Raw genomic sequence first — 17863 nt, forward strand, 5'->3', positions numbered from 1 at the left:
TTTCATCCGGAGAACACCAAGGGGGAACTCCACGTGACCAGGTCTCTACGCACCGGCGCCATCACGATGCTCGCCGCTCTGACCGCCTCGTTCGCGCTGACCGCGTGCGGGGGCGGCGGTGACGGCGGCGGTGACGGGGCGAAGGGCTCCGGCACCGACGCGTCGGCGAGCCCGACGCCCGGCAGCGACTCCGGGGACTCCGCCGGGGGCGGCGCGGCGGACGCCGCCGCGCTGGAGGGCACCTGGGTGGGGCTGACGGAGGGCAAGAACGTCACCGTCTCCATCGCCTCCGGCAAGGTCGCCCTCGTCGCCGACCAGTCCGTGTGCCAGGGCGACGTGAAGGACATGGGCGGCAAGCCGATGCTCGCGCTGACGTGCACGGACGGCGGGACTGACCGCGCGATGGGCGCGATCGAGTCGGTCGACGCCGAGAAGCTGGTCGTCTCGTGGGACAGCGGTGCGAAGGACTCCCTCACCAAGGCCGAGGCGGGCAAGCTGCCGAGCGGTCTGCCCTCGCTCCCCGGCATGTCGGGCCTGCCCGAGATCCCCGCGCCGTAGGGCCGTCGCCGGCGCCGGGCGGCTCGGGTCACGGCCCGCGCGCCCGGCCGGCGCGGCTCAGCCCTCCGCGAGGGTGCTGCTGACGCGGGTGGAGCCGCCCTTCTCGTCGAGGGCGCGGGTGAACTCCTCCAGCGCCTCCAGCAGCAGCGCCGCGCCCCGGCGCACGACCGGGTCGCCCACCGGGGTCGTGCCGTCCTCCGTCGGCGTGGGCATGTCCCAGTGGGCCACCGCGTCGGCCACCGGCTGCCAGTCGGGCAGCCGCCGCTCCCGTACCGCCCTGGCGGCCTTCTCCGTCGCCCCGCGCAGCGCCTCGGCCAACTGGGCCGCGCCCGGAACGGGGTCGGCCGACCGGGACGGCAGATGCGCCTCCAGGACCATGGCGGACCGGCCGAGCTGGGCCAGCGCGTGCTGGGCGTCCGTGGCGGCGGCGCGGGAGATGCCCCGGTGGCGTACGGGTTCGTGCTGGGCGGTCGCCAGCGCCTCCTGCCACGCCACGCGGGCCTCGCGCGTGGCGATCAGGGCGGCCCGGACGTCCTCGGCCTCCCGCGCGGCCGGGTCCGCGTACCGGTCGACCACCGCGGCCGCGTACCGGCCGTCCGCCACCAGCCACTCGGCCAGCCGCGTGCGCAGCCGGGGGGTCTCCCACGCCGGGTAGACGGCGTACGAGAACATCGCGAGGAGCCCGCCGACCAGTGTCAGCACGATGCGCTCGGTGACCGTCTGGGACCAGTCGCCCCCGGCCATGCCGAGCAGGAAGACGACGTAGGCGGAGACGCAGACCTGGCCGACCGCGTAGCCGGTGCGCATCAGCAGGTACATCAGCCCGGCGCAGACGACGGCGAGGAGCGCGGAGAGCCGGGCGCCGGGGTGGGCGGTCTGCACGATCGCGGTGGCCAGCCCGACCCCGATCAGGGTGCCGCCGAACCGGCCGGCGGCACGGGAGTACGTCTGCGAGAACTCGGGCCGCATCACCATCACGGCGGTCATCGGGGCCCAGTAGCCGTGGCCGAGGGGGACGGCCTCGCCGACGAAGTACCCGGAGACGGCGACCACCGCGACCCGGATCGCGTGCCGCAGGATCGGGGAGCCGTGGTGCAGCTCGCGGCGCATCGCGGCCAGCACCACCGGGACGAGCTGCGGCAGGGTGGGCCGCTGCCGGGTGTCCGGGGCGAGATCGGTGGGGATGCCGCTGTCGGTGCCGGTGCCCTCCGCGATCTCCAGGACGTCGTCGAGCAGCGCGGCGAGCCGGTCGGCGGCGCGGCGGGCGGGTCCGACGAGGATCACGTCGTTGTCGGGGGTCTTCAGCACGCCCAGGTCGGTGGCGGAGAGGTGGACCGGTTCGCCGGAGCGGACGGCCCGCGCTGCGGCGTCCAGGACCGATCCGGCCGCGCCCAGCAACTCGTTCACCCACAGCCGCTCCAGGCCGTCGCCGGGCACCCCCATCGCCGGGTCCGCGAGCGAGGCCAGCACCGGGCGCAGCCGCTCGGCCACGCCCCTGGCCCCGTGCAGTTCGGCGGGGCGGCGGCGGGCCTGGCGCGGGGTGACGGCGGCGGCGCTGCGGGCGGTCATCAGGGGCAGCGGATCGAAGGGGGCGACCGGGTCGTGGCGCAGCCGGCGGGCGTAGTCGGCCTCGGCGGCCAGGGCGTCGGCGAGCGCGTCGCGCTGCGCGCCCCATCTGCGGACCGGGAAGAGGACGATGAGTGCGGCCTGCACGAGGCCGCCGACGACGATCATCCCCGCGTGGGCCGCGGCGTCCTCGACGGAGGTGGGCAGGGTGATCGTCACCAGCATGATCGCGACATTGGACGCGGCGATCATGCCGGCCGTGGGCCCCGCCGCCCAGGCGAGCCCGGCGAGGAAGGTCCACGCGCCGAGCAGGCAGAGGAACAGCACGACGTGCGCGCCGCTGACGTAGCCGACGAAGGTCGAGACGGCGAGGCTGGCGCCGGAGACCAGGGCGAGGACGGGGCGTGGCCGCCAGCTGCGCTGGAAGGTGGCGATGGCGGCCTGGAACGCGCCGAACGCGGAGCTGGCCGCGATCTCCGGCCCGAACAGCACGAGGCTCGTGCCGACGACGAGGGCGAGACCGGCCGCACCGCGCAGGGCGATGAGGGGTTCCAGCCTCTGCCGCTCGATCTCCAGCCCCGAGCGGGCGGTCTCCTTCAGCGCCCGGAGCCAGCTCATGGGCCGAGCCTAACCGCAAAATGCGACAAGTCGGCCTTACGCCATGATCTCGCCGTCCCGTCCGCCGGGTGAGCCGCTCCCGGAGCCGCCCATGCGGGCCCGGTCGGCGGCCTCGGTGCCCCGGGTCCAGCCGTCCAGGTCCGAGACCCCGCGCAGCCGGGTGGTCGTGGTCCTCGGGAACATCCGCTCGGCGGTGTCGGAGACCGCGACGTCCCGCGCGGCCAGAACGGGGAGCAGGCCGCCCGCCCCCGTCCGTACCGGTGTCCGCCTCCGCCGTGACCCGTTCGGCGTCGGCGGCCAGCCGTCCGCCGAGCCGTTGCGCGTACCCCATCCAGAACGCCTGCCGGAAGGTCTTGGTCCGCTTGCGGCCCCCGGCGCGCCGGCCGGCCTCCGACCGGGTCATCGCGGTCGTCCCCTGGACCAGGAGGGAGGTGAACAGCAGCTCGACGGCCTCCAGGTCCGGTTCGAAGCCGACGACCGTGGAGAAGCCGAGGTCCTCGTTCCACACGGCCCGGCAGCGGTTGGCGGAGGAGACCGCGTCGAGCAGGACGGCCTTGGCGCTCTCGTACGGGGGCTCCACCCCGATCCGGCAGGCGCCCGGCGTCTCGCGGCTGTGCGTCCGGGCGGCGAGCAGGGCCTCGTCGATGGTGTGCCGGGCCATCAGCTCCTGCGCCTTGGTGGTCAGCGCCTCGGCCTCCTCCGGGAAGCCGGTCGCCTCCGCCTTCGCCAGCAGCGCCCGGATGCGGGTGAGCATGCGGGGCTCGTCGGCGGCGGGCGGCCGGTGCAGCCGGTCGGCGGCGGCTCCGGGCAGGGGCCCCGCGGGTTCGATGGCGGGCAGGCGCAGCAGCACCCGGTACAGCTCCAGCAGGTCGGCGGCGTAGCCGAACCGGTCGGGCCGGTTGCGCGGCACGGGCGGCGGCAGCTCGGCGAGCTGTCGCCGCCAGCGGGGCGGCAGCTCCGCGTACCGGGCGGTCTCGGCGGCGATCAGGGTCGCGGCCAGCGCGGCCCGCCGCCCGTCCAGCTCGCGGCGGACGTACCGGACCAGGTCGGCGGGGTGCCAGCCGCGCTCCCACGCCCGGCGGACGAACTCCTCGCCGCGCCGGTGCGCCTCCGCATCGGCGTCGGGGTCGGCGGCGAGGAGGGACGCGCCGGTGTCGAGGGCGGCGTCGCCCTCCGCGTAGAGGGCCGCCGCGCAGGCCCGGTCGGTCACGGATTCCATCCGGCCAAGGGTAGGCGGCGGCCGGGGCCCGTCGTCGGGCCGCACCGCCAGCTCGCGGGAGCGGCGGGTCGCGGGGCGTTGTCAGTGGCGGGTGCCAGACTCGCACCCATGACCGAACGGTGGGCGGTGGCGGCCGTGGACGGGGGCGGGGCGCTGCTCGCGCCGCTGGCCGGGGACGGCACGCCCGCCGGCCCCGTCGTCGCCGAGCCCGACCTGGTCGAGGCGGTGCGCTCCCGCCCCGAGGTGGTGCGGTGGGTGTGGCGCTCGACCGCCGAGATCTACCCCCGGCTGCTGGCCGCCGGGGTCCGGGTCGAGCGGTGCTACGACATCGAGTGCGCCGAACTGCTGCTGCTCGGGCACGCCGGGCGGCTCGGGGAGCCCCGGTCCGCCGCCGCCGCGCTGGCCCGGCTGGACGCCGCGCCGGTGCCGCCGGACCCGCCCGCCCGGTCCGCCGAACCGGGCGCGCAGTCCTCCCTCTTCGAACCGCCGGCGGGGGCCGGGGTGCCGTTCGACGGGCTCCTGCGGGTCTACGCGGACCAGGTGCGCCGGCACGACGCGGCGGAGCACCCGGACCGGATGCGGCTGCTCACCGCGTCGGAGTCGGCGGGCATGCTGGTGGCCGCCGAGATGCACCGCGCCGGGCTGCCGTGGCGCGCCGACGTGCACCGGGAGGTGCTGGACGGGCTGCTGGGCGAGCGGTACGCGGGCGGCGGCGAGCCCCGCAGACTGGCCGAGCTGGCGGACCAGGTCTCGGCGGCCTTCGGCAGGAGGGTCCGCCCCGATCTGCCCGCCGACGTGGTGAAGGCGTTCGCGCAAGCCGGGATGCCGGTGAGGTCGACCCGGCGGTGGGAGCTGGCGGAGCTGGACCATCCGGCGGTCGAGCCGCTGATCGCGTACAAGAAGCTGTACCGGATCTGGACCGCACACGGCTGGTCCTGGCTCCAGGACTGGGTGCGCGACGGCCGCTTCCGCCCGGAGTACCAGCCGGGCGGCACGGTCAGCGGCCGCTGGACGACCAACGGCGGCGGGGCCCTCCAGATCCCCAAGGTGATCCGGCAGGCCGTCGTCGCGGACGAGGGCTGGCGGCTCGTCGTCGCCGACGCCGACCAGATGGAGCCCCGTGTGCTGGCGGCGATCTCCCGCGACCGGGGGCTGATGGAGGTGGCCGGTCACGACGGCGACCTCTACAAGGCCCTCTCCGACCGGGCGTTCTCCGGCGACCGCGACCACGCCAAGCTGGCGCTGCTCGGGGCGATCTACGGCCAGACCTCCGGGGACGGGCTGAAGAACCTGGCCGCGCTGCGCCGCCGCTTCCCGCTGGCCGTCGCGTACGTGGACGACGCGGCGCGGGCGGGCGAGGAGGGGCGCGTCGTGCGGACCTGGCTCGGCCGCACCAGCCCGCCGGTCGTCTCGGCGGGCCAGGACGAGGAGGCGGGCATCCCCCAGGAGGACCCCGAAGGCTCCGGGGACGCCGGGGGCGCCGGGACCGGGTCCGGGTCCGCGGGCGGTACGGCACGGGCGCGGGGGCGCTTCACCCGTAACTTCGTGGTGCAGGGCAGCGCGGCCGACTGGGCGCTGCTGCTCCTGGCCGCTCTGCGCCGGTCGCTCCACGAGCAGGGGTTGCGGGCCCGATTGGTGTTCTTCCAGCACGACGAGGTGATCGTCCACTGCCCGGCCGAGGAGAGCCCCGCCGTCGTCGAGGCGATCCGCGCGGCGGGCGAACTGGCCGGACGGACGGCCTTCGGGCGGACGCCGGTGCGGTTCCCCTTCACGACGGCGGTGGTGGAGCGGTACGCGGACGCGAAGTGATCGGGCCGCACGCGGGGTGCGCCCGGGAGCGCGAGAAGCGCCCCGCTCACGCGCCGGACGGCGTGAACGGGGCGCGGGCGGTGGTGCGCTCGCTGTCTCTCCTCGTCTACCCGCGTTCCCACAACGCGGGGACGTTCGGCGGCTCCCAGCCCGAGATGGCCTGGTGCGCCTGAAGACAGCGGTAGGCGACCCCGCCGTAGGTCACGCGGTCGCCCGCGCGGTAGGAGGTGCCGGCGGCCCAGCTGGTCCCCGGCTCGGTGGGTGGGTCGGTGGGCGGATCGGTCGGCTTGGGCGTCTGGGCGACGTCCAGGACGAAGTCGAAGGAGCCCTGGCGTCCGTTGCCGACGTTGCGGACGTTCATCAGCAGCCGCGGGTCGAACAGCGCGTCGGTGTTGTTGCGCGGCTCGTTCGGGAAGTACAGCTGCGTGGTGAGGATGCGCCCGCCGGGCGCCTGCGCCTTCACGTGGATGTGGCGCGTACGGCCCGGATAGAGACCCGGCACGATGGTGGTGAGGCTGAACGAGCCGTCCGCGCCGGTGAGTTGATGCCCCCGGAAGTTGAACTGGGCCATGTCGTAAGCCCCGTTCGTGTCCGCCTGCCAGAAGTCGAGCAGGGCCCCGGAGATGGGACGGCAGGCCCGGCCGAAGACGTAGCCGCTCACGGTGAGCGGGACGCCGGGGGTGTTCGGGGTCACCAGACTGGTGCGGCGGGGTGAGTTGGGCTTGAAGTACGGCCCCTCCATCTGCGGCGGCGTCGGGTCGTCGCCGTCGTCGCACTCCGGGGTGAGGGCCAGGGGCCCGTTCCCGGTGGAGGCGGCGTCCCGCGCGAGCGCGACGCCTCCTCCGGCGAGGAGGGGGACCGCGCTCGCGACGAGCGCTGCCTTCAGGAGACCCTTGCGGCTGATCTGCCGCCGGTCTCCCGGCGCCTCCTCGGAGGCGCTCGGGTCGTGGGGGGCGGGGTGGTTGTCCCTGCGTGGGGTCATGACGGTTTCCTCGGAGTCCTCGGGGGGCCTCGGCGCGGGGAGGCGGGAGGCGGAGAGGTTCAGGAGGCACTGCCCGGCGGGCGGACCGTGCCGGTCGCGGCCGGTGCCGATCGGTCCTGGCTGGTCCCGGTCGGTCCTGGTCGGGCCCGGTCGCCCCGGACCCGTCCCGGTCGGTGCCGGTCCCGGTCCGGGCTGCTCCCGGTCGTACCGTTCGGGCCGGTCAGACCCGCTGCCAGAGCGCGGGAACGGCGTCCGGCGTCCAGCCGGGCTGCGCCGTGTGCGCCTGGAGACAGCGGTAGGTGGCGCCTCCGTACGTCACCGTGGCTCCGGCGGCGTACGCGGTGCCGGCCGCCCAGGTGCCGCCCGGCGGGTCGGTGGGCGGGTCGGTCGGCGGGTCGGTGGGCGGGTCCGTCGGCGTACCGCTGGTGACCAGGGTCAGCCCGTACGCCTGGAGCAGCGGGTTGAGCGGCTGGAAGTACGTCGTGCCGCCGGAGGAGCAGTTGCCCGAGCCGCCGGAGGTGACGCCCTGCGCCTGGCTGCCGGAGATGTACGAGCCCCCGGAGTCGCCCGGTTCGGCGCAGACGCTGGTGCGGGTCACGCCGGAGATGGTGCCCTCCGGGTAGGTGACGCTGGTGTTGAGCTGCTGGATGGTGCCGCAGTGCCAGCCCGTGGTGGAGCCGGAGCGGCAGACCGAGGCGCCGACGACGGCCGCGGTGGAGCCGGTGACGGTGACGTCACCCCGCCCGTAGCCGTTCACCAGCGGACGCGGGGTCCAGTTGGCGTTGGTGGCGACCCAGGCGTAGTCGCGGCCGGGGAACGTGGAGCCCTGGAAGGTGCCCTGGGCCTGCTGGTTGAAGCCGTTGGTGGTCGTGCCGACCCGGCCGCAGTGGCCGGCCGTGGCGAAGCCGTTCTGCGTGCCGCGCTTGACCGGGAAGCCGATGGAACAGCGGCCGGAGCCGTTCATGTAGTACGCGTCGCCGCCCCGCAGGTCCGCGAAGGTGCGCGGCCGTTCGGCGGACCGGACGACCGTGACGAGGGAGCCGTCGGCCTTCGCCGCCTTGACGAACGCCGTTCCGGCCGCGGTGCTCGCGGCGTTCACGACGACCCGGTTGGCCGCGACGTCGACGTACCAGACGGGCACGTCCTTCGGGGCCGTGCGGAGCGCGGCCCGGTCGAGGGCGCCCTTGACCCCTTCGAGCCGGTCCAGGCTGTGGCCGACGACCTCGGCGCGCGCCCCGGCGTCGGTGATGCGGGCGGCCTCGGAGGCGTCGGTGGTGGAGACGGTCAGCGCCGCCTTCTCGCCGCTGACCCGTGCTCCGGCGAAGCTGGCGCCGAGGGACTTCTCCAGTCCGGCGGCGACGGCGGCGGCCCGGTGCTCGGCGGCTATCCGGCTCCGGGCGTCGTCCGCGTCGAGGCCGAGGTCGCGCTCCATGGCGGCCAGCAGTCCGGGCGACAGGCCGTCGGCCGACACCGGCGGGGCGGTGGTGCCCGCGGGACCTGCGGACGCCACGCCGGTCAGCCCGGCGAGGGCGAGCGCGCCCACGGCCACCGTGGCGGTGCCGGCGACGAGGGCGCGTCTGCGGAGCGTGGTTCTCTCCACGTGACTCTCCTTGTTCAGGGGGTGTCCTGATCCGGCGGGGGGTTGGTCCGGACCAGGGAATTGCCGAAACCGTAGCGGCGGTGGCACCCCGCGCAGGAGATCCCGTTCACCCCCCTCCCCCGGCGTTATGGGGCCGCGCGGCGCGCGCTTCCCGGCGTCATGGGGCCGCGCGGCACGCGCTTCCGGCCACCGCTGCGGGGACGCCCGCCAGGTTCCGGCCACGGCGCCGACGGGTGCGCGGCCGATTCCGGGGGCCGGGCGGGGGACGGGGGAAGCCGTCTCCCGTTCGGCGGGACGTCCGGGTAGGTTCGCCCTCATGCACACAGGCCAACTTCTGGGCTCGGGACGCACCGCCGACGTGTACGCACTCGACGGCTCCTGGGTCCTTCGCCGTTACCGGGACCGCGCCGACACCACGGAGGAGCTGGCCGTGATGGCGTACGTGGGCGCCTTCGGGTTCCCCGTACCGCGCATCGGCCCGCCCGCCGAGGGGGCCCGCCCGACGGACCTGGTGCTCCAGCGGCTGAACGGGCCGACCCTGGCCGAGGCGCTGCTGGCGGGGCGGCTGGGGGCGGCCGAGGCGGCGGCACTGCTCGCCCGGCTGCTGCGCGAACTCCACGCGATACCCCCGCGGGTCTCGGCCGATCCGGAGGACTGCGTGCTCCACCTGGACCTGCGCCCGGAGAACGTGGTGCTGACGGAGGCCGGCGCGGTGGTCGTCGACTGGTCCACCGCCGCGGAGGGCCCGCCCGGTCTCGACCGGGCGATGTCGGCGCTGGCGCTGGCGCGGACCGCGCTCGACCCGGCGCACCCGGCCGGGGCCGGCGTACGGCCCCTGCTGGCGGCGCTCCTCACCGAACTGGCCGACGACGGCGGTGCGCCACCCGCGGACCTGGCCCTGGCCCGCACCCGCCAGGAGGCGAACCCGCACCTCACGGAGGCGGAACGGTCCGCCCTGGGCCGGGCGGTGGCCCTGGTCATCAGCTGCACGCCGTAGCGGCCCCTGTCCGCCGCGCCGGGGTTCCCGGCGGCGTCCCGCCCGCCCGGCGTGGACCGGGGCCTCCCGGCGGACCCCGTCGACGCGGCCCCCGCGCCGGAGTTCGCGCGACGTGCACCGGCCGGGTGCCGCGATCCTTGTCCGCCGGACGCTCCTGCCGTGCCCGCCGCCGGGACCACGGCGGCCCCCTCTCAGCGCCGGCCCCGCCTCGCGTCCCGTACCCGCCGCAGCCGGTTCACCGTCACCGGGTCCTCCCGCAGCGCCCGCTCGTCGTCGATCAGCGCGTTCAGCTGCTGGTAGAAGCGGACCGGCGAGATGCCCAGCTCCTCGCGGATCGCCCGCTCCTTGGCGCCGGGCCCCGCCCAGGACCGACGCTCCAGGGCCAGCAGCGCCCGGTCCCGTGCGGACAGCTCACCGGGGCCGGGCGCGGACCGCGCGGCCTCGCCACCGGAGCCCTCGGGGCGCGAGGGCCCGGGGCCGGGGTTCTCCGGCTCGGGGCTCCCGGGCGCGGGATGCTCGGGGGCGCGGCTCTCGGGGCCGGGGTGCTCGGGGCCGGGGGCGGTCATATCGACCAACTTAACGCCCGCCCCCGACACCGCATCCGCGCTCCCGGTCCGGGCGGGCTACTCCGCGGCCTCCGCCTGGGCCGCCTCGGTGGATATCGACCCGAGGACGCTCTCGGGGTTGCTGCCGGGTGCCACCGCGCCGCCGATCTTCTTCTTGATCGTCTCGCTGACCGTGGCCCACGACGTCTTGCCGTAGGGGGTGAGCGTCGAGTTGGGCAGGGCCGCGAGGAACGGGCGCAGCTTCTTGTGCTTGCTGTCGGCCTCCATGGTGGCGGAGGCGCTGCCGGTGACCGGGAGCAGGTCGTACTCGTCGGCGAACTCCAGCACGTTCTCGTCGGAGTAGGCGAAGTCGAAGAACTTGCCGATCGCCTTCCGGTTGCCGTTCTCCTTGAAGCCCATCATCCAGTCGGCGACGCCCATGGAGCCCTCGGTCGGCCCGTCGGGGCCGGGCAGCGGCACCATGCCGACGTCGATGCCCTTGGCCTCGGCCTCGTCCATCAGGGTGGGGTGGCCGTTGAGCATGCCGACCTTGCCGGCGGTGAACGCCTCGAACGCCTTCGCCCGGTCCAGCTTGCCCGGCTCGACCGGACCGGTGAGGCCCCTGCCGACGAGGTTGTCCCGGAGCCAGCGGAACGTGGTGACGTTCTCGGCCGAGTCGATGTCGTACGCGCCGACGTCGTCCGTGTAGCCGCCGCCCCCGCTGAGCAGCCACATCAGGGTCTCGGACTGGGCCTCCTCCTCACCGAGCGGCAGGGCGAAGGGGTAGTCGACCCCCTTCGCCTTGAGCGCGGCGGCGTCACTGCGGATGTCGTCCCAGGTCTCGGGGGCGTCCAGACCGGCCTGGCCGAAGAGCTTCTTGTTGTAGAAGAGCAGCCGGGTGCTGGCGACGAAGGGCAGGCCGTACTGGGTGCCGTCGACCTTGCCCGCCTCGGCGAGCGACGGCAGGAAGTTGGCCGAGGTGCGGATCGCGAGCGTCTCGTCGGCGGAATAGAGCTTGCCCGCCTTGGCGTAGTCCGCGTACGAGCCGATCTGGGCGATGTCCGGGGCGTTGCCGGCCTTGACCATCGCGGCGACCTCGCGGCCGACGTCCTTCCAGTGCAGGACGGTGACGTCGACCTTGATCTCGGGGTGCTTCTTCTCGAAGCCCGCCGCGACCCCGCTCCAGTACTTCTCGGAGCTGTTCTCCGGCCCGGTCCCGTAGTCGGCGGCGACCAGCTTGAGCGTGACGTCGCCCGAGCCGGAGTCACCGCCGCAGCCTGCCAGGACCGCTGTCATTCCCAGCGCGGCCACCGCCGCGGTCAGACCCGTATAGCGCCGCTGCACAGCCTCGCCCATCCTCGTCGATCGCCTTGCTCCCGGACGGAACGCTCGATCTCGGCCGACGGCCTCTGCTCGGCCGCGGCAGGGCTTCCCTGCCGCGCACCGTCCGGATGAACTGCGATTTTCCCCCATCGCCGAGGCGGCGGTCTACACCACCGGAGTATCGCTTCGGCAACGTAAACCGGCCACGGAGCCCACAACTGGCGTGCGCACACTGGAAGTCGGGGGACCCGACCCGTATCTTGGTCCAGACCTTTAGGCCGGACCCATGGCGGCCGGGGTTCCTCCAGGGCGACTTTTCGGCGGAAAACGCTCCGCCTTCACGCTCCCATCATTTTGTATGGATGCGTAACAAACCGCTCTAGTGGACTAGACCTTTTGGGGCCGGCGGGCGAAACTGTCTCCCGTGAGACATGTCATCGCCCTCGATGTGGGCGGCACCGGAATGAAGGCCGCCCTGGTCGGGACCGACGGCACCCTCCTCCACGAGGCGCGGCGGGCCACCGGCCGGGAGCGTGGCGCCGACGCGGTCGTCGAGACCATCCTCGCGTTCGCGGCGGAGCTGCGGGCCCACGGCGAGGAGCACCTCGGCGAGAGCGCCGTCGCCGCCGGGGTCGCCGTGCCCGGCATCGTCGACTCCGGAAAGGGCATAGCGGTGTACGCCGCGAACCTGGGCTGGCGCGACGTACCGCTGCGCGCCCTGCTCTCCGAGCGGCTGGGCTCCCTCCCGGTCGCCCTCGGCCACGACGTGCGCACCGGCGGGCTCGCCGAGGGGCGCATCGGGGCGGGGCGCGGGACGGACCGCTTCCTCTTCGTCCCGCTCGGCACCGGGATCGCGGGCGCCATCGGCATCGCGGGCGCCATCGAGGCGGGGGCCCACGGGAACGCGGGCGAGATCGGCCACATCGTGGTCCGCCCGGACGGCCCCGACTGCAGCTGCGGCCAGCGCGGCTGCCTGGAGACGCTGGCCTCGGCCGCCGCGGTGACGCGGGCGTGGGCCGCCGCCTCCGGGGACCCCGAGGCGGACGCCGCGGACTGCGCGAAGGCGGTCGAGTCGGGCGACCCGGCGGCGATCGCGGTCTGGCGCGACGCGATCGACGCGCTCGCCGCCGGCCTGGTCACCGCGCTCACCCTCCTCGACCCCGGGACGCTCGTCATCGGTGGCGGACTCGCCGAAGCCGGGGAAACCTTGTTCACACCACTGCGTGCGGCCGTCGAGGAACGCGTCACGTTCCAGAAGCTGCCCCACATCGTCCCGGCGGCCCTCGGGGACACCGCCGGATGCCTGGGCGCGGGGCTGCTCGCCTGGGATCTACTCTCCACGGAGGTATCCGCCTGATGGCCGGACGCGCAGCAGACAGCACGGTTCTCTCCGGCGCCCGGGTGGTGCTCCCCACCGGTACCGTCGAGGACGGCCGGGTGGCCGTCGAGGGCGCCCGGATCGCCGCCTCCGCCCCGGAGGACGCCCGGACCGTGGACCTCACGGGCCACTGGGTGGTCCCCGGCTTCGTGGACATGCACAACCACGGCGGCGGCGGGGCCTCCTTCACCTCCGGCACCGCGGACGAGGTCCTGACCGGCATCCGTACGCACCGCGAGCACGGCACCACCACGATGGTGGCCTCCACGGTCACCGGGGAGATGGACTTCCTCGCCCGGCGCGCGGGTGAGCTGTCCGAACTGGTCGAGCAGGGCGACCTGGCCGGCATCCACTTCGAGGGCCCGTTCATCTCGCCGTGCCGCAAGGGCGCCCACAGCGAGCAGCTGCTGCGCTACCCGGACCCGGCCGAGGTCCGCAAGCTGGTGGACGCCGCGCGCGGGGCCGCCCGGATGGTCACCCTCGCCACCGAGCTGCCCGGCGGCCTCGACTCGGTACGGCTCCTCGCCGAGCTGGGGGTCATCGCCGCGATCGGCCACACGGACGCCACGTACGAGCAGACGGTGGAGGCCATCGACGCGGGCGCGACCGTCGCCACGCACCTGTTCAACGCGATGCCGCCGCTGGCCCACCGCGAGCCCGGCCCGATCGCCGCCCTGCTGGAGGACGAGCGGATCACCGTCGAGCTGATCAACGACGGCACGCATCTGCACCCGGCCGTCCTGGAGCTGGCCTACCGCCACAAGGGCGCGGGCCGCGTCGCGCTGATCACCGACGCGATGGACGCCGCAGGCTTCGGTGACGGGGAGTACCAGCTCGGCCCGCTCGCGGTCGAGGTCCGCGAGGGGGTCGCCCGGCTGGTGGAGGGCGGCTCGATCGCCGGCTCCACCCTCACCCTGGACACCGCGTTCCGCCGGGCGGTCACGCTCGACCGGATTCCCGTCGAGGACGTCGTGCGGTCCATCTCCGCCAACCCGGCCCGGCTGCTCGGCGTCGATGACCGCGTCGGCTCGCTCGAACCGGGCAAGGACGCCGACCTGGTCGTCCTCGACGAGGACTTCGTCCTCAAGGGCGTCATGCGGCGGGGCGAGTGGATCGTCGAGCCGAAGACCGCGTAGCCGGCCGGGTGAGCACGTAACGAAGCGATGGAGGTCGGCCCGCGGGACTTGGGCCGACCGCCCTCGCTTTGACATGATCATCGGAATTGCGGACCGTCGGCGGTCCGCTCGCCGCTGGGCCACGCACCGAGGGAGGGACCGGCAGGTGATCCTGACCGTCACCCTGAACACCGCGCTCGATGTGACGTACACCGTCGACGCGCTCGTCCCGCACGGCAGCCACCGGGTCGGCGAGGTCACCGAACGCCCCGGCGGCAAGGGGATCAACGTCGCCCGCGTGCTGGGGGCCCTCGGCCACGACAGCGTGGTCACCGGCTTCGCCGGCGGCCCGACCGGGGACGTCCTGCGCTCCCTCCTCGCCCCGCTCCCGCCGCGCGACGCCCTCGTGCCGGTCGCCGGGAACACCCGTCGCACGCTCGCGATCACCGACCGCTCGACCGGCGACACCACCCAGCTCAACGAACCCGGACCGCAGGTGGGCCCCGCCGAATGGGCCGCCTTCCTGCGGACGTACGAGGAGCTGCTGGCCGACGCCGACGCGGTCGCGCTCTGCGGCTCCCTGCCGCCCGGCATCCACGTCGGGGCCTACGCGGAACTGATCCGGATCGCCCGTGCCGCCGCCGTGCCCGTCCTGCTGGACACCAGCGGCGAACCGCTGCGCCGGGGCATCGCCGCCCGCCCCGACCTGGTCAAGCCGAACGCGGAGGAGCTGGCCCGGCTGACCGGCTCCCGCGACCCCCTGCGCGCGGCCGGCGACGCCCGCCGCCGCGGAGCCCACGCGGTGGTCGCCTCGCTCGGCCCGGACGGGGTGCTCGCGCTCACCCCGGACGGCGTCTGGCGGGCCGCCCCGCCCGCGCCGGTGCGCGGCAACCCGACCGGCGCGGGCGATTCCGCGGTGGCCGGACTGCTCTCGGGCCTGGCCGAGGGCCTGGACTGGCCGGAGCGGCTGGCCCGCGCGGTGGCCCTGTCGACGGCGACGGTGCTGGCCCCGGCGGCCGGCGAGTTCGACGCGGCGGCCTACGCGGAGCTGCTGCCGCGCGTCACGGTGGAGCCGCACACGCCGACGCCCTGACCACGCGGGCGGTGATCAGGGCGTCCGTACGGAACGTGGCGGTCAGCCGCTCTTCTTGATGTGGCCGGACTTCAGCTCCAGCTGGTCGAGATTGGCGTCGCACTGGTCGCCCGTCTCGCAGGACAGCTTGAGGGTGTTGGCTCCCTTGTCGAGCTGGACGTACGCGAACGTGTTCGTCCACCCCTTCTCCAGGTCGCCCTCGGGAGCCTGCGCGAAGTTCTTCATGTTGATGGAGCGGGGCTCCTGGTCGTTGACCGTCAGGGTCGTCTTCGCGTCCCTGCCGGGCACGCCGTAGGTCACGTACAGGGTGTACGCGCCGGCCTCGGGCACCTCCACCGACCAGGTGGCCGACCGGCCGACCTCGTTCAGGTTGATGTAGTTGCCGTTGGCGCCCTTGGCGCCCTTGACCGAGGAGTCCAGGGCCGCGGTGCCGCCCAGCGTCAGCGTCGCCGCGTCCTGCTTCGGCAGCTCGACCGGCTTCGGCGTCTCCTGCGGCTTCTCCTTCTCCGGCTTCTTCGACTCCTCGACCTCGCCGGCGGGCCCCTGCGAGGAGGTCGCCTCGTCCTTCTTGTCGTCCTTGTCGCCGTCGTCGCCCGTGAGCAGGGCGGCTCCGATGCCGATGAGGACGACCGCGACCACGGCGACCGCCGCGATCAGGAGCGCCTTGGTGTTCGGGCCGCCGCGTCCGGGACCGCCGCCGTGGCCGGCGCGGGCCGGGGGCTGCCCGTGGTGCGCGCCGCCGCCGGGGTAGGTCTCGGGGGCCGCGTACTGCGGGTTCGGCCGGGTGTACTGCGGCGCGGGCTGGCCGTAGCTCTGCTGGGGCGGGTAGCCGTACCCGCCCTGCTGCTGCGGGGCCTGCTGCTGCCCGTACTGGCGTTCACCGACGGCGCGCACCTGGTTGTAGGACGTTCTGGGCACGCCGGGCTGCGCGGCCGGCCCCGGGTAGCCGTAGCCGCCCTGGCCGGGCGCCTGGGCGCCCGACGCCTGCCCGTCCGCGTACAGATAGCCGAACGGATCGTCGTCCTCGGGCTTGCTCGCGCCGTTGTTTCCGGCCGTCATCCCTGGGTCACTCCTCACCATGTCGCCAGCCGTCGCCGACCGGCCGAGCCTACCCCGAACGGAGCAGCCCCCGGCGTGCGCTCATGACCTCCGGCGACCTGCGGGGAACGGGTACGGGGTAGGGGAGAAACGGGCTGTGAACGTCATCCCGCCCTGCGGTGAACCTTCGAACGGGACCGCTTCTCCACGTACATCCGCTGGTCGGCGGAGCGCAGAACCTCTTCCACGCTCATCCCGCACTCCGCCCAGCCGATGCCGAAGCTCGCTCCGACCCGGACCGCGCGACCATCGACCCTTATGGGCGGAATGATGGCATTTCTCAGACGAACGGCCAGGTCAGCGGCGTCCGCCGCTCCGAGGCCGTCCGCGAGGACGACGAATTCGTCACCTCCGAGCCGGGCGACGGTGTCGCCGTCCCGTACGCAGGTGCTCAGCCGCCGGGCGACCTCGATGAGCACGGCGTCCCCGGTGTGGTGGCCGAAGCGGTCGTTGATGGACTTGAAGCCGTCGAGGTCGCAGAAGAGGACCGCGAGCCCCTTCGTCCCGTCGTCGCGCTCCGGGTCGGGGGCCTCCGCGTGCACATGGTGGTCGAAGGGCCCGCCGCCGGGGGCCGCGTCCCCCTCGTACCCGTCCGCCTGGTAGCCGTGGGTCAGGGACGACTCGACGTCCCCGTACGCGGCGTCCAGCGCCTCGATCGCGGTGGCGGCCGGGGTGTGCGGCCGCTCGCAGATCCGGGCGCTGAGCCGCGTCTTCAGCTCGGCGCTGTTGGGCAGTCCGGTCAGCGCGTCGTGCGAGGCGCGGTGGGCGAGGTTCAGCTCGTGCCGCTTGCGCTCCTCGATGTCCTCGACGTGGGTGAGCAGGAACCGCGGCCCGTCGGCGGCGTCCGCGACCACCGAGTTGCGGAGCGAGACCCAGAGGTAGGTGCCGTCGCGGCGGCTCAGCCGCAGTTCGGCCCGGCCGCCCTCGGCGGAGGTGCGCAGCAGGGTGCCGATGTCCTCGGGGTGGACCAGGTCGGCGAAGGAGTAGCGGCGCAGGACGGAGGCGGGGCGGCCGAGGAGGCGGCAGAGGGCGTCGTTGGTGCGCAGCAGCCGGCCGTGCTGGTCGCCGCCCATCTCCGCGATGGCCATGCCGCTGGGCGCGTACTCGAACGCCTGCCGGAAGGACTCCTCGCTGGCCCGCAGGGCCTGCTGCTCCCGCTCCAGCCGGACCAGCGCGCGCTGCATGTTGGCGCGCAGCCGGGCGTTGCTGATGGCGATGGCGGCCTGGGAGGCGTACATCTGGAGCGCTTCGCGCCCCCACGCGCCGGGGCGGCGTCCATTGCGGGGCCGGTCGACGGATATGACCCCGAGGAGGTCCCGGCCACCCCCGGAGGCGTACATCGGGGCGTAGAGCCGGTCCAGCGGGTGCCACTCGTCCTCGAACCGGGGTTCGGGCCCCTCGGTGTGCCACTGGGGCACGTCGTCGTCGAGGAGGACCCAGCCCTCGGTGTGCGGGATGAACCGGAGCTCGTCCCACGCCTCGCCCATCGACAGCCGGCGCTCCCAGGAGGCGCGGGAGCCGACGCGGCCGGTGATCAGGGCCTCCGCCGCGGCGTTGCCCGCGAAGGCGGCGATGACGAGATCACCGTCGGGCCGGACCAGGTTGACGCAGCCCAGCTCGTAGCCGAGGCCCGCGACGATGCCGTCGGCCACGCTCTGGAGGGTGTCCGCCAGGCTCCGGGCCGTGTTGAGGTCGGCGACGGCCTGATGCAGCTGCCGCATGGTCGCCAGGCGGACGTACGGCTCCGACTCGGCCTCCATCGCTCGCACCCCCGGGACCTCGACAGCAACTCCAGGTTTCATATCGACGTACTTGTCGTAGTGTCACGGCCACTGAATCACAGTGAGCTGTGCACCCGGTACACAGGGTCAGCAGAAAATGGACTCTGTGACTCAAGTCACAACAGATGTCCGGGGGGTGCTGGTGACGCAGGGCAACGACGGTCGTTGTGCGACCACCGGG

13 protein-coding genes and 1 pseudogene are annotated in these 17863 nt (G+C 74.5%); 6 read left to right on the forward strand and 8 right to left on the reverse strand.

Annotation, left to right across the window (positions count from 1 at the left end):
• Positions 1-33: 33 nt before the first annotated feature.
• Entirely contained in the window at positions 34-558 is a 525-nt protein-coding gene (locus tag QFZ71_RS12685; RefSeq protein ID WP_307668339.1) for a hypothetical protein, read from the forward strand.
• Between the two features lie 57 nt (positions 559-615).
• Here the strand turns inward: QFZ71_RS12685 and QFZ71_RS12690 are convergent, their stop codons facing one another.
• Positions 616-2742, reverse strand: coding sequence for an FUSC family protein (locus QFZ71_RS12690; RefSeq protein WP_307668340.1), 2127 nt, complete (start codon positions 2740-2742; stop codon positions 616-618).
• A gap of 36 nt (positions 2743-2778) precedes the next feature.
• Positions 2779-3961: pseudogene (locus QFZ71_RS12695) on the reverse strand (DUF2786 domain-containing protein).
• Positions 3962-4069: 108 nt separating this feature from the next.
• Here QFZ71_RS12695 and QFZ71_RS12700 point away from each other — a divergent pair.
• Positions 4070-5770 (forward strand): bifunctional 3'-5' exonuclease/DNA polymerase, encoded by a 1701-nt coding sequence (locus tag QFZ71_RS12700; RefSeq protein ID WP_307668341.1) that lies wholly within the window; start codon positions 4070-4072, stop codon positions 5768-5770.
• Between the two features lie 106 nt (positions 5771-5876).
• On the opposite strand, the gene QFZ71_RS12705 is transcribed toward QFZ71_RS12700, so the two are convergent.
• Together QFZ71_RS12705 and QFZ71_RS12710 are read right to left on the reverse strand one after the other, a co-directional pair.
• Positions 5877-6752, reverse strand: a complete 876-nt coding sequence (locus QFZ71_RS12705) for a carbohydrate-binding protein (RefSeq protein WP_307668342.1) — start codon at positions 6750-6752, stop codon at positions 5877-5879.
• A gap of 220 nt (positions 6753-6972) precedes the next feature.
• Complete coding sequence (locus QFZ71_RS12710) at positions 6973-8352, reverse strand: carbohydrate-binding protein (protein WP_307668343.1); 1380 nt, start codon at positions 8350-8352, stop codon at positions 6973-6975.
• A 316-nt stretch (positions 8353-8668) separates the two neighbouring features.
• Here QFZ71_RS12710 and QFZ71_RS12715 point away from each other — a divergent pair, with 316 nt between their 5' ends.
• A complete protein-coding gene (locus QFZ71_RS12715) occupies positions 8669-9349 on the forward strand; it encodes a phosphotransferase (RefSeq protein ID WP_307668344.1) in 681 nt (226 codons plus the stop codon).
• A 191-nt stretch (positions 9350-9540) separates the two neighbouring features.
• Here QFZ71_RS12715 and QFZ71_RS12720 read toward each other — a convergent pair whose 3' ends face one another.
• Positions 9541-9759 carry a DUF3263 domain-containing protein gene (locus tag QFZ71_RS12720; RefSeq protein ID WP_307671441.1) on the reverse strand — a complete coding sequence of 73 codons (219 nt, stop codon included), beginning with the start codon at positions 9757-9759 and terminating at the stop codon, positions 9541-9543.
• Positions 9760-9972: 213 nt separating this feature from the next.
• Positions 9973-11250 (reverse strand): extracellular solute-binding protein, encoded by a 1278-nt coding sequence (locus QFZ71_RS12725; RefSeq protein ID WP_307668345.1) that lies wholly within the window; start codon positions 11248-11250, stop codon positions 9973-9975.
• Between the two features lie 430 nt (positions 11251-11680).
• On the opposite strand from QFZ71_RS12725, the gene QFZ71_RS12730 reads away from it, so the two are divergent.
• The 3 genes from QFZ71_RS12730 to QFZ71_RS12740 all read left to right on the forward strand — a co-directional run bounded on the left by QFZ71_RS12730 (position 11681) and on the right by QFZ71_RS12740 (position 14803).
• Positions 11681-12574 carry an ROK family protein gene (locus QFZ71_RS12730; protein ID WP_373465192.1) on the forward strand — a complete coding sequence of 298 codons (894 nt, stop codon included), beginning with the start codon at positions 11681-11683 and terminating at the stop codon, positions 12572-12574.
• Positions 12574-13731, forward strand: coding sequence for an N-acetylglucosamine-6-phosphate deacetylase (nagA, locus tag QFZ71_RS12735; RefSeq protein ID WP_307668347.1), 1158 nt, complete (start codon positions 12574-12576; stop codon positions 13729-13731). Before QFZ71_RS12730 ends, nagA begins: the two co-directional genes overlap by 1 nt.
• A gap of 145 nt (positions 13732-13876) precedes the next feature.
• Positions 13877-14803, forward strand: coding sequence for a 1-phosphofructokinase family hexose kinase (locus QFZ71_RS12740; RefSeq protein ID WP_307668348.1), 927 nt, complete (start codon positions 13877-13879; stop codon positions 14801-14803).
• Positions 14804-14845: 42 nt separating this feature from the next.
• Here QFZ71_RS12740 and QFZ71_RS12745 read toward each other — a convergent pair whose 3' ends face one another.
• Together QFZ71_RS12745 and cdgB are read right to left on the reverse strand one after the other, a co-directional pair.
• Positions 14846-15862: a carbohydrate-binding protein gene (locus QFZ71_RS12745; protein WP_307668349.1), complete on the reverse strand. Its 1017-nt coding sequence runs from the start codon at positions 15860-15862 to the stop codon at positions 14846-14848.
• A 143-nt stretch (positions 15863-16005) separates the two neighbouring features.
• Positions 16006-17661, reverse strand: a complete 1656-nt coding sequence (gene cdgB, locus QFZ71_RS12750) for a diguanylate cyclase CdgB (RefSeq protein ID WP_307668350.1) — start codon at positions 17659-17661, stop codon at positions 16006-16008.
• Positions 17662-17863: the final 202 nt, after the last annotated feature.

Source organism: Streptomyces sp. V2I9, from assembly GCF_030817475.1.
GTDB lineage: Bacteria > Actinomycetota > Actinomycetes > Streptomycetales > Streptomycetaceae > Streptomyces.

Coding starts and splice junctions, on each gene's coding strand:
- QFZ71_RS12690 (WP_307668340.1), bottom strand. CDS start 2,742: ATGAGCTGGCTCCGGGCGCTGAAGGAGACCGCCCGCTCGGGGCTGGAG.
- QFZ71_RS12700 (WP_307668341.1), top strand. CDS start 4,070: ATGACCGAACGGTGGGCGGTGGCGGCCGTGGACGGGGGCGGGGCGCTG.
- QFZ71_RS12705 (WP_307668342.1), bottom strand. CDS start 6,752: ATGACCCCACGCAGGGACAACCACCCCGCCCCCCACGACCCGAGCGCC.
- QFZ71_RS12715 (WP_307668344.1), top strand. CDS start 8,669: ATGCACACAGGCCAACTTCTGGGCTCGGGACGCACCGCCGACGTGTAC.
- QFZ71_RS12725 (WP_307668345.1), bottom strand. CDS start 11,250: ATGGGCGAGGCTGTGCAGCGGCGCTATACGGGTCTGACCGCGGCGGTG.
- QFZ71_RS12730 (WP_373465192.1), top strand. CDS start 11,681: ATGAAGGCCGCCCTGGTCGGGACCGACGGCACCCTCCTCCACGAGGCG.
- nagA (WP_307668347.1), top strand. CDS start 12,574: ATGGCCGGACGCGCAGCAGACAGCACGGTTCTCTCCGGCGCCCGGGTG.
- QFZ71_RS12745 (WP_307668349.1), bottom strand. CDS start 15,862: ATGACGGCCGGAAACAACGGCGCGAGCAAGCCCGAGGACGACGATCCG.
- cdgB (WP_307668350.1), bottom strand. CDS start 17,661: ATGGAGGCCGAGTCGGAGCCGTACGTCCGCCTGGCGACCATGCGGCAG.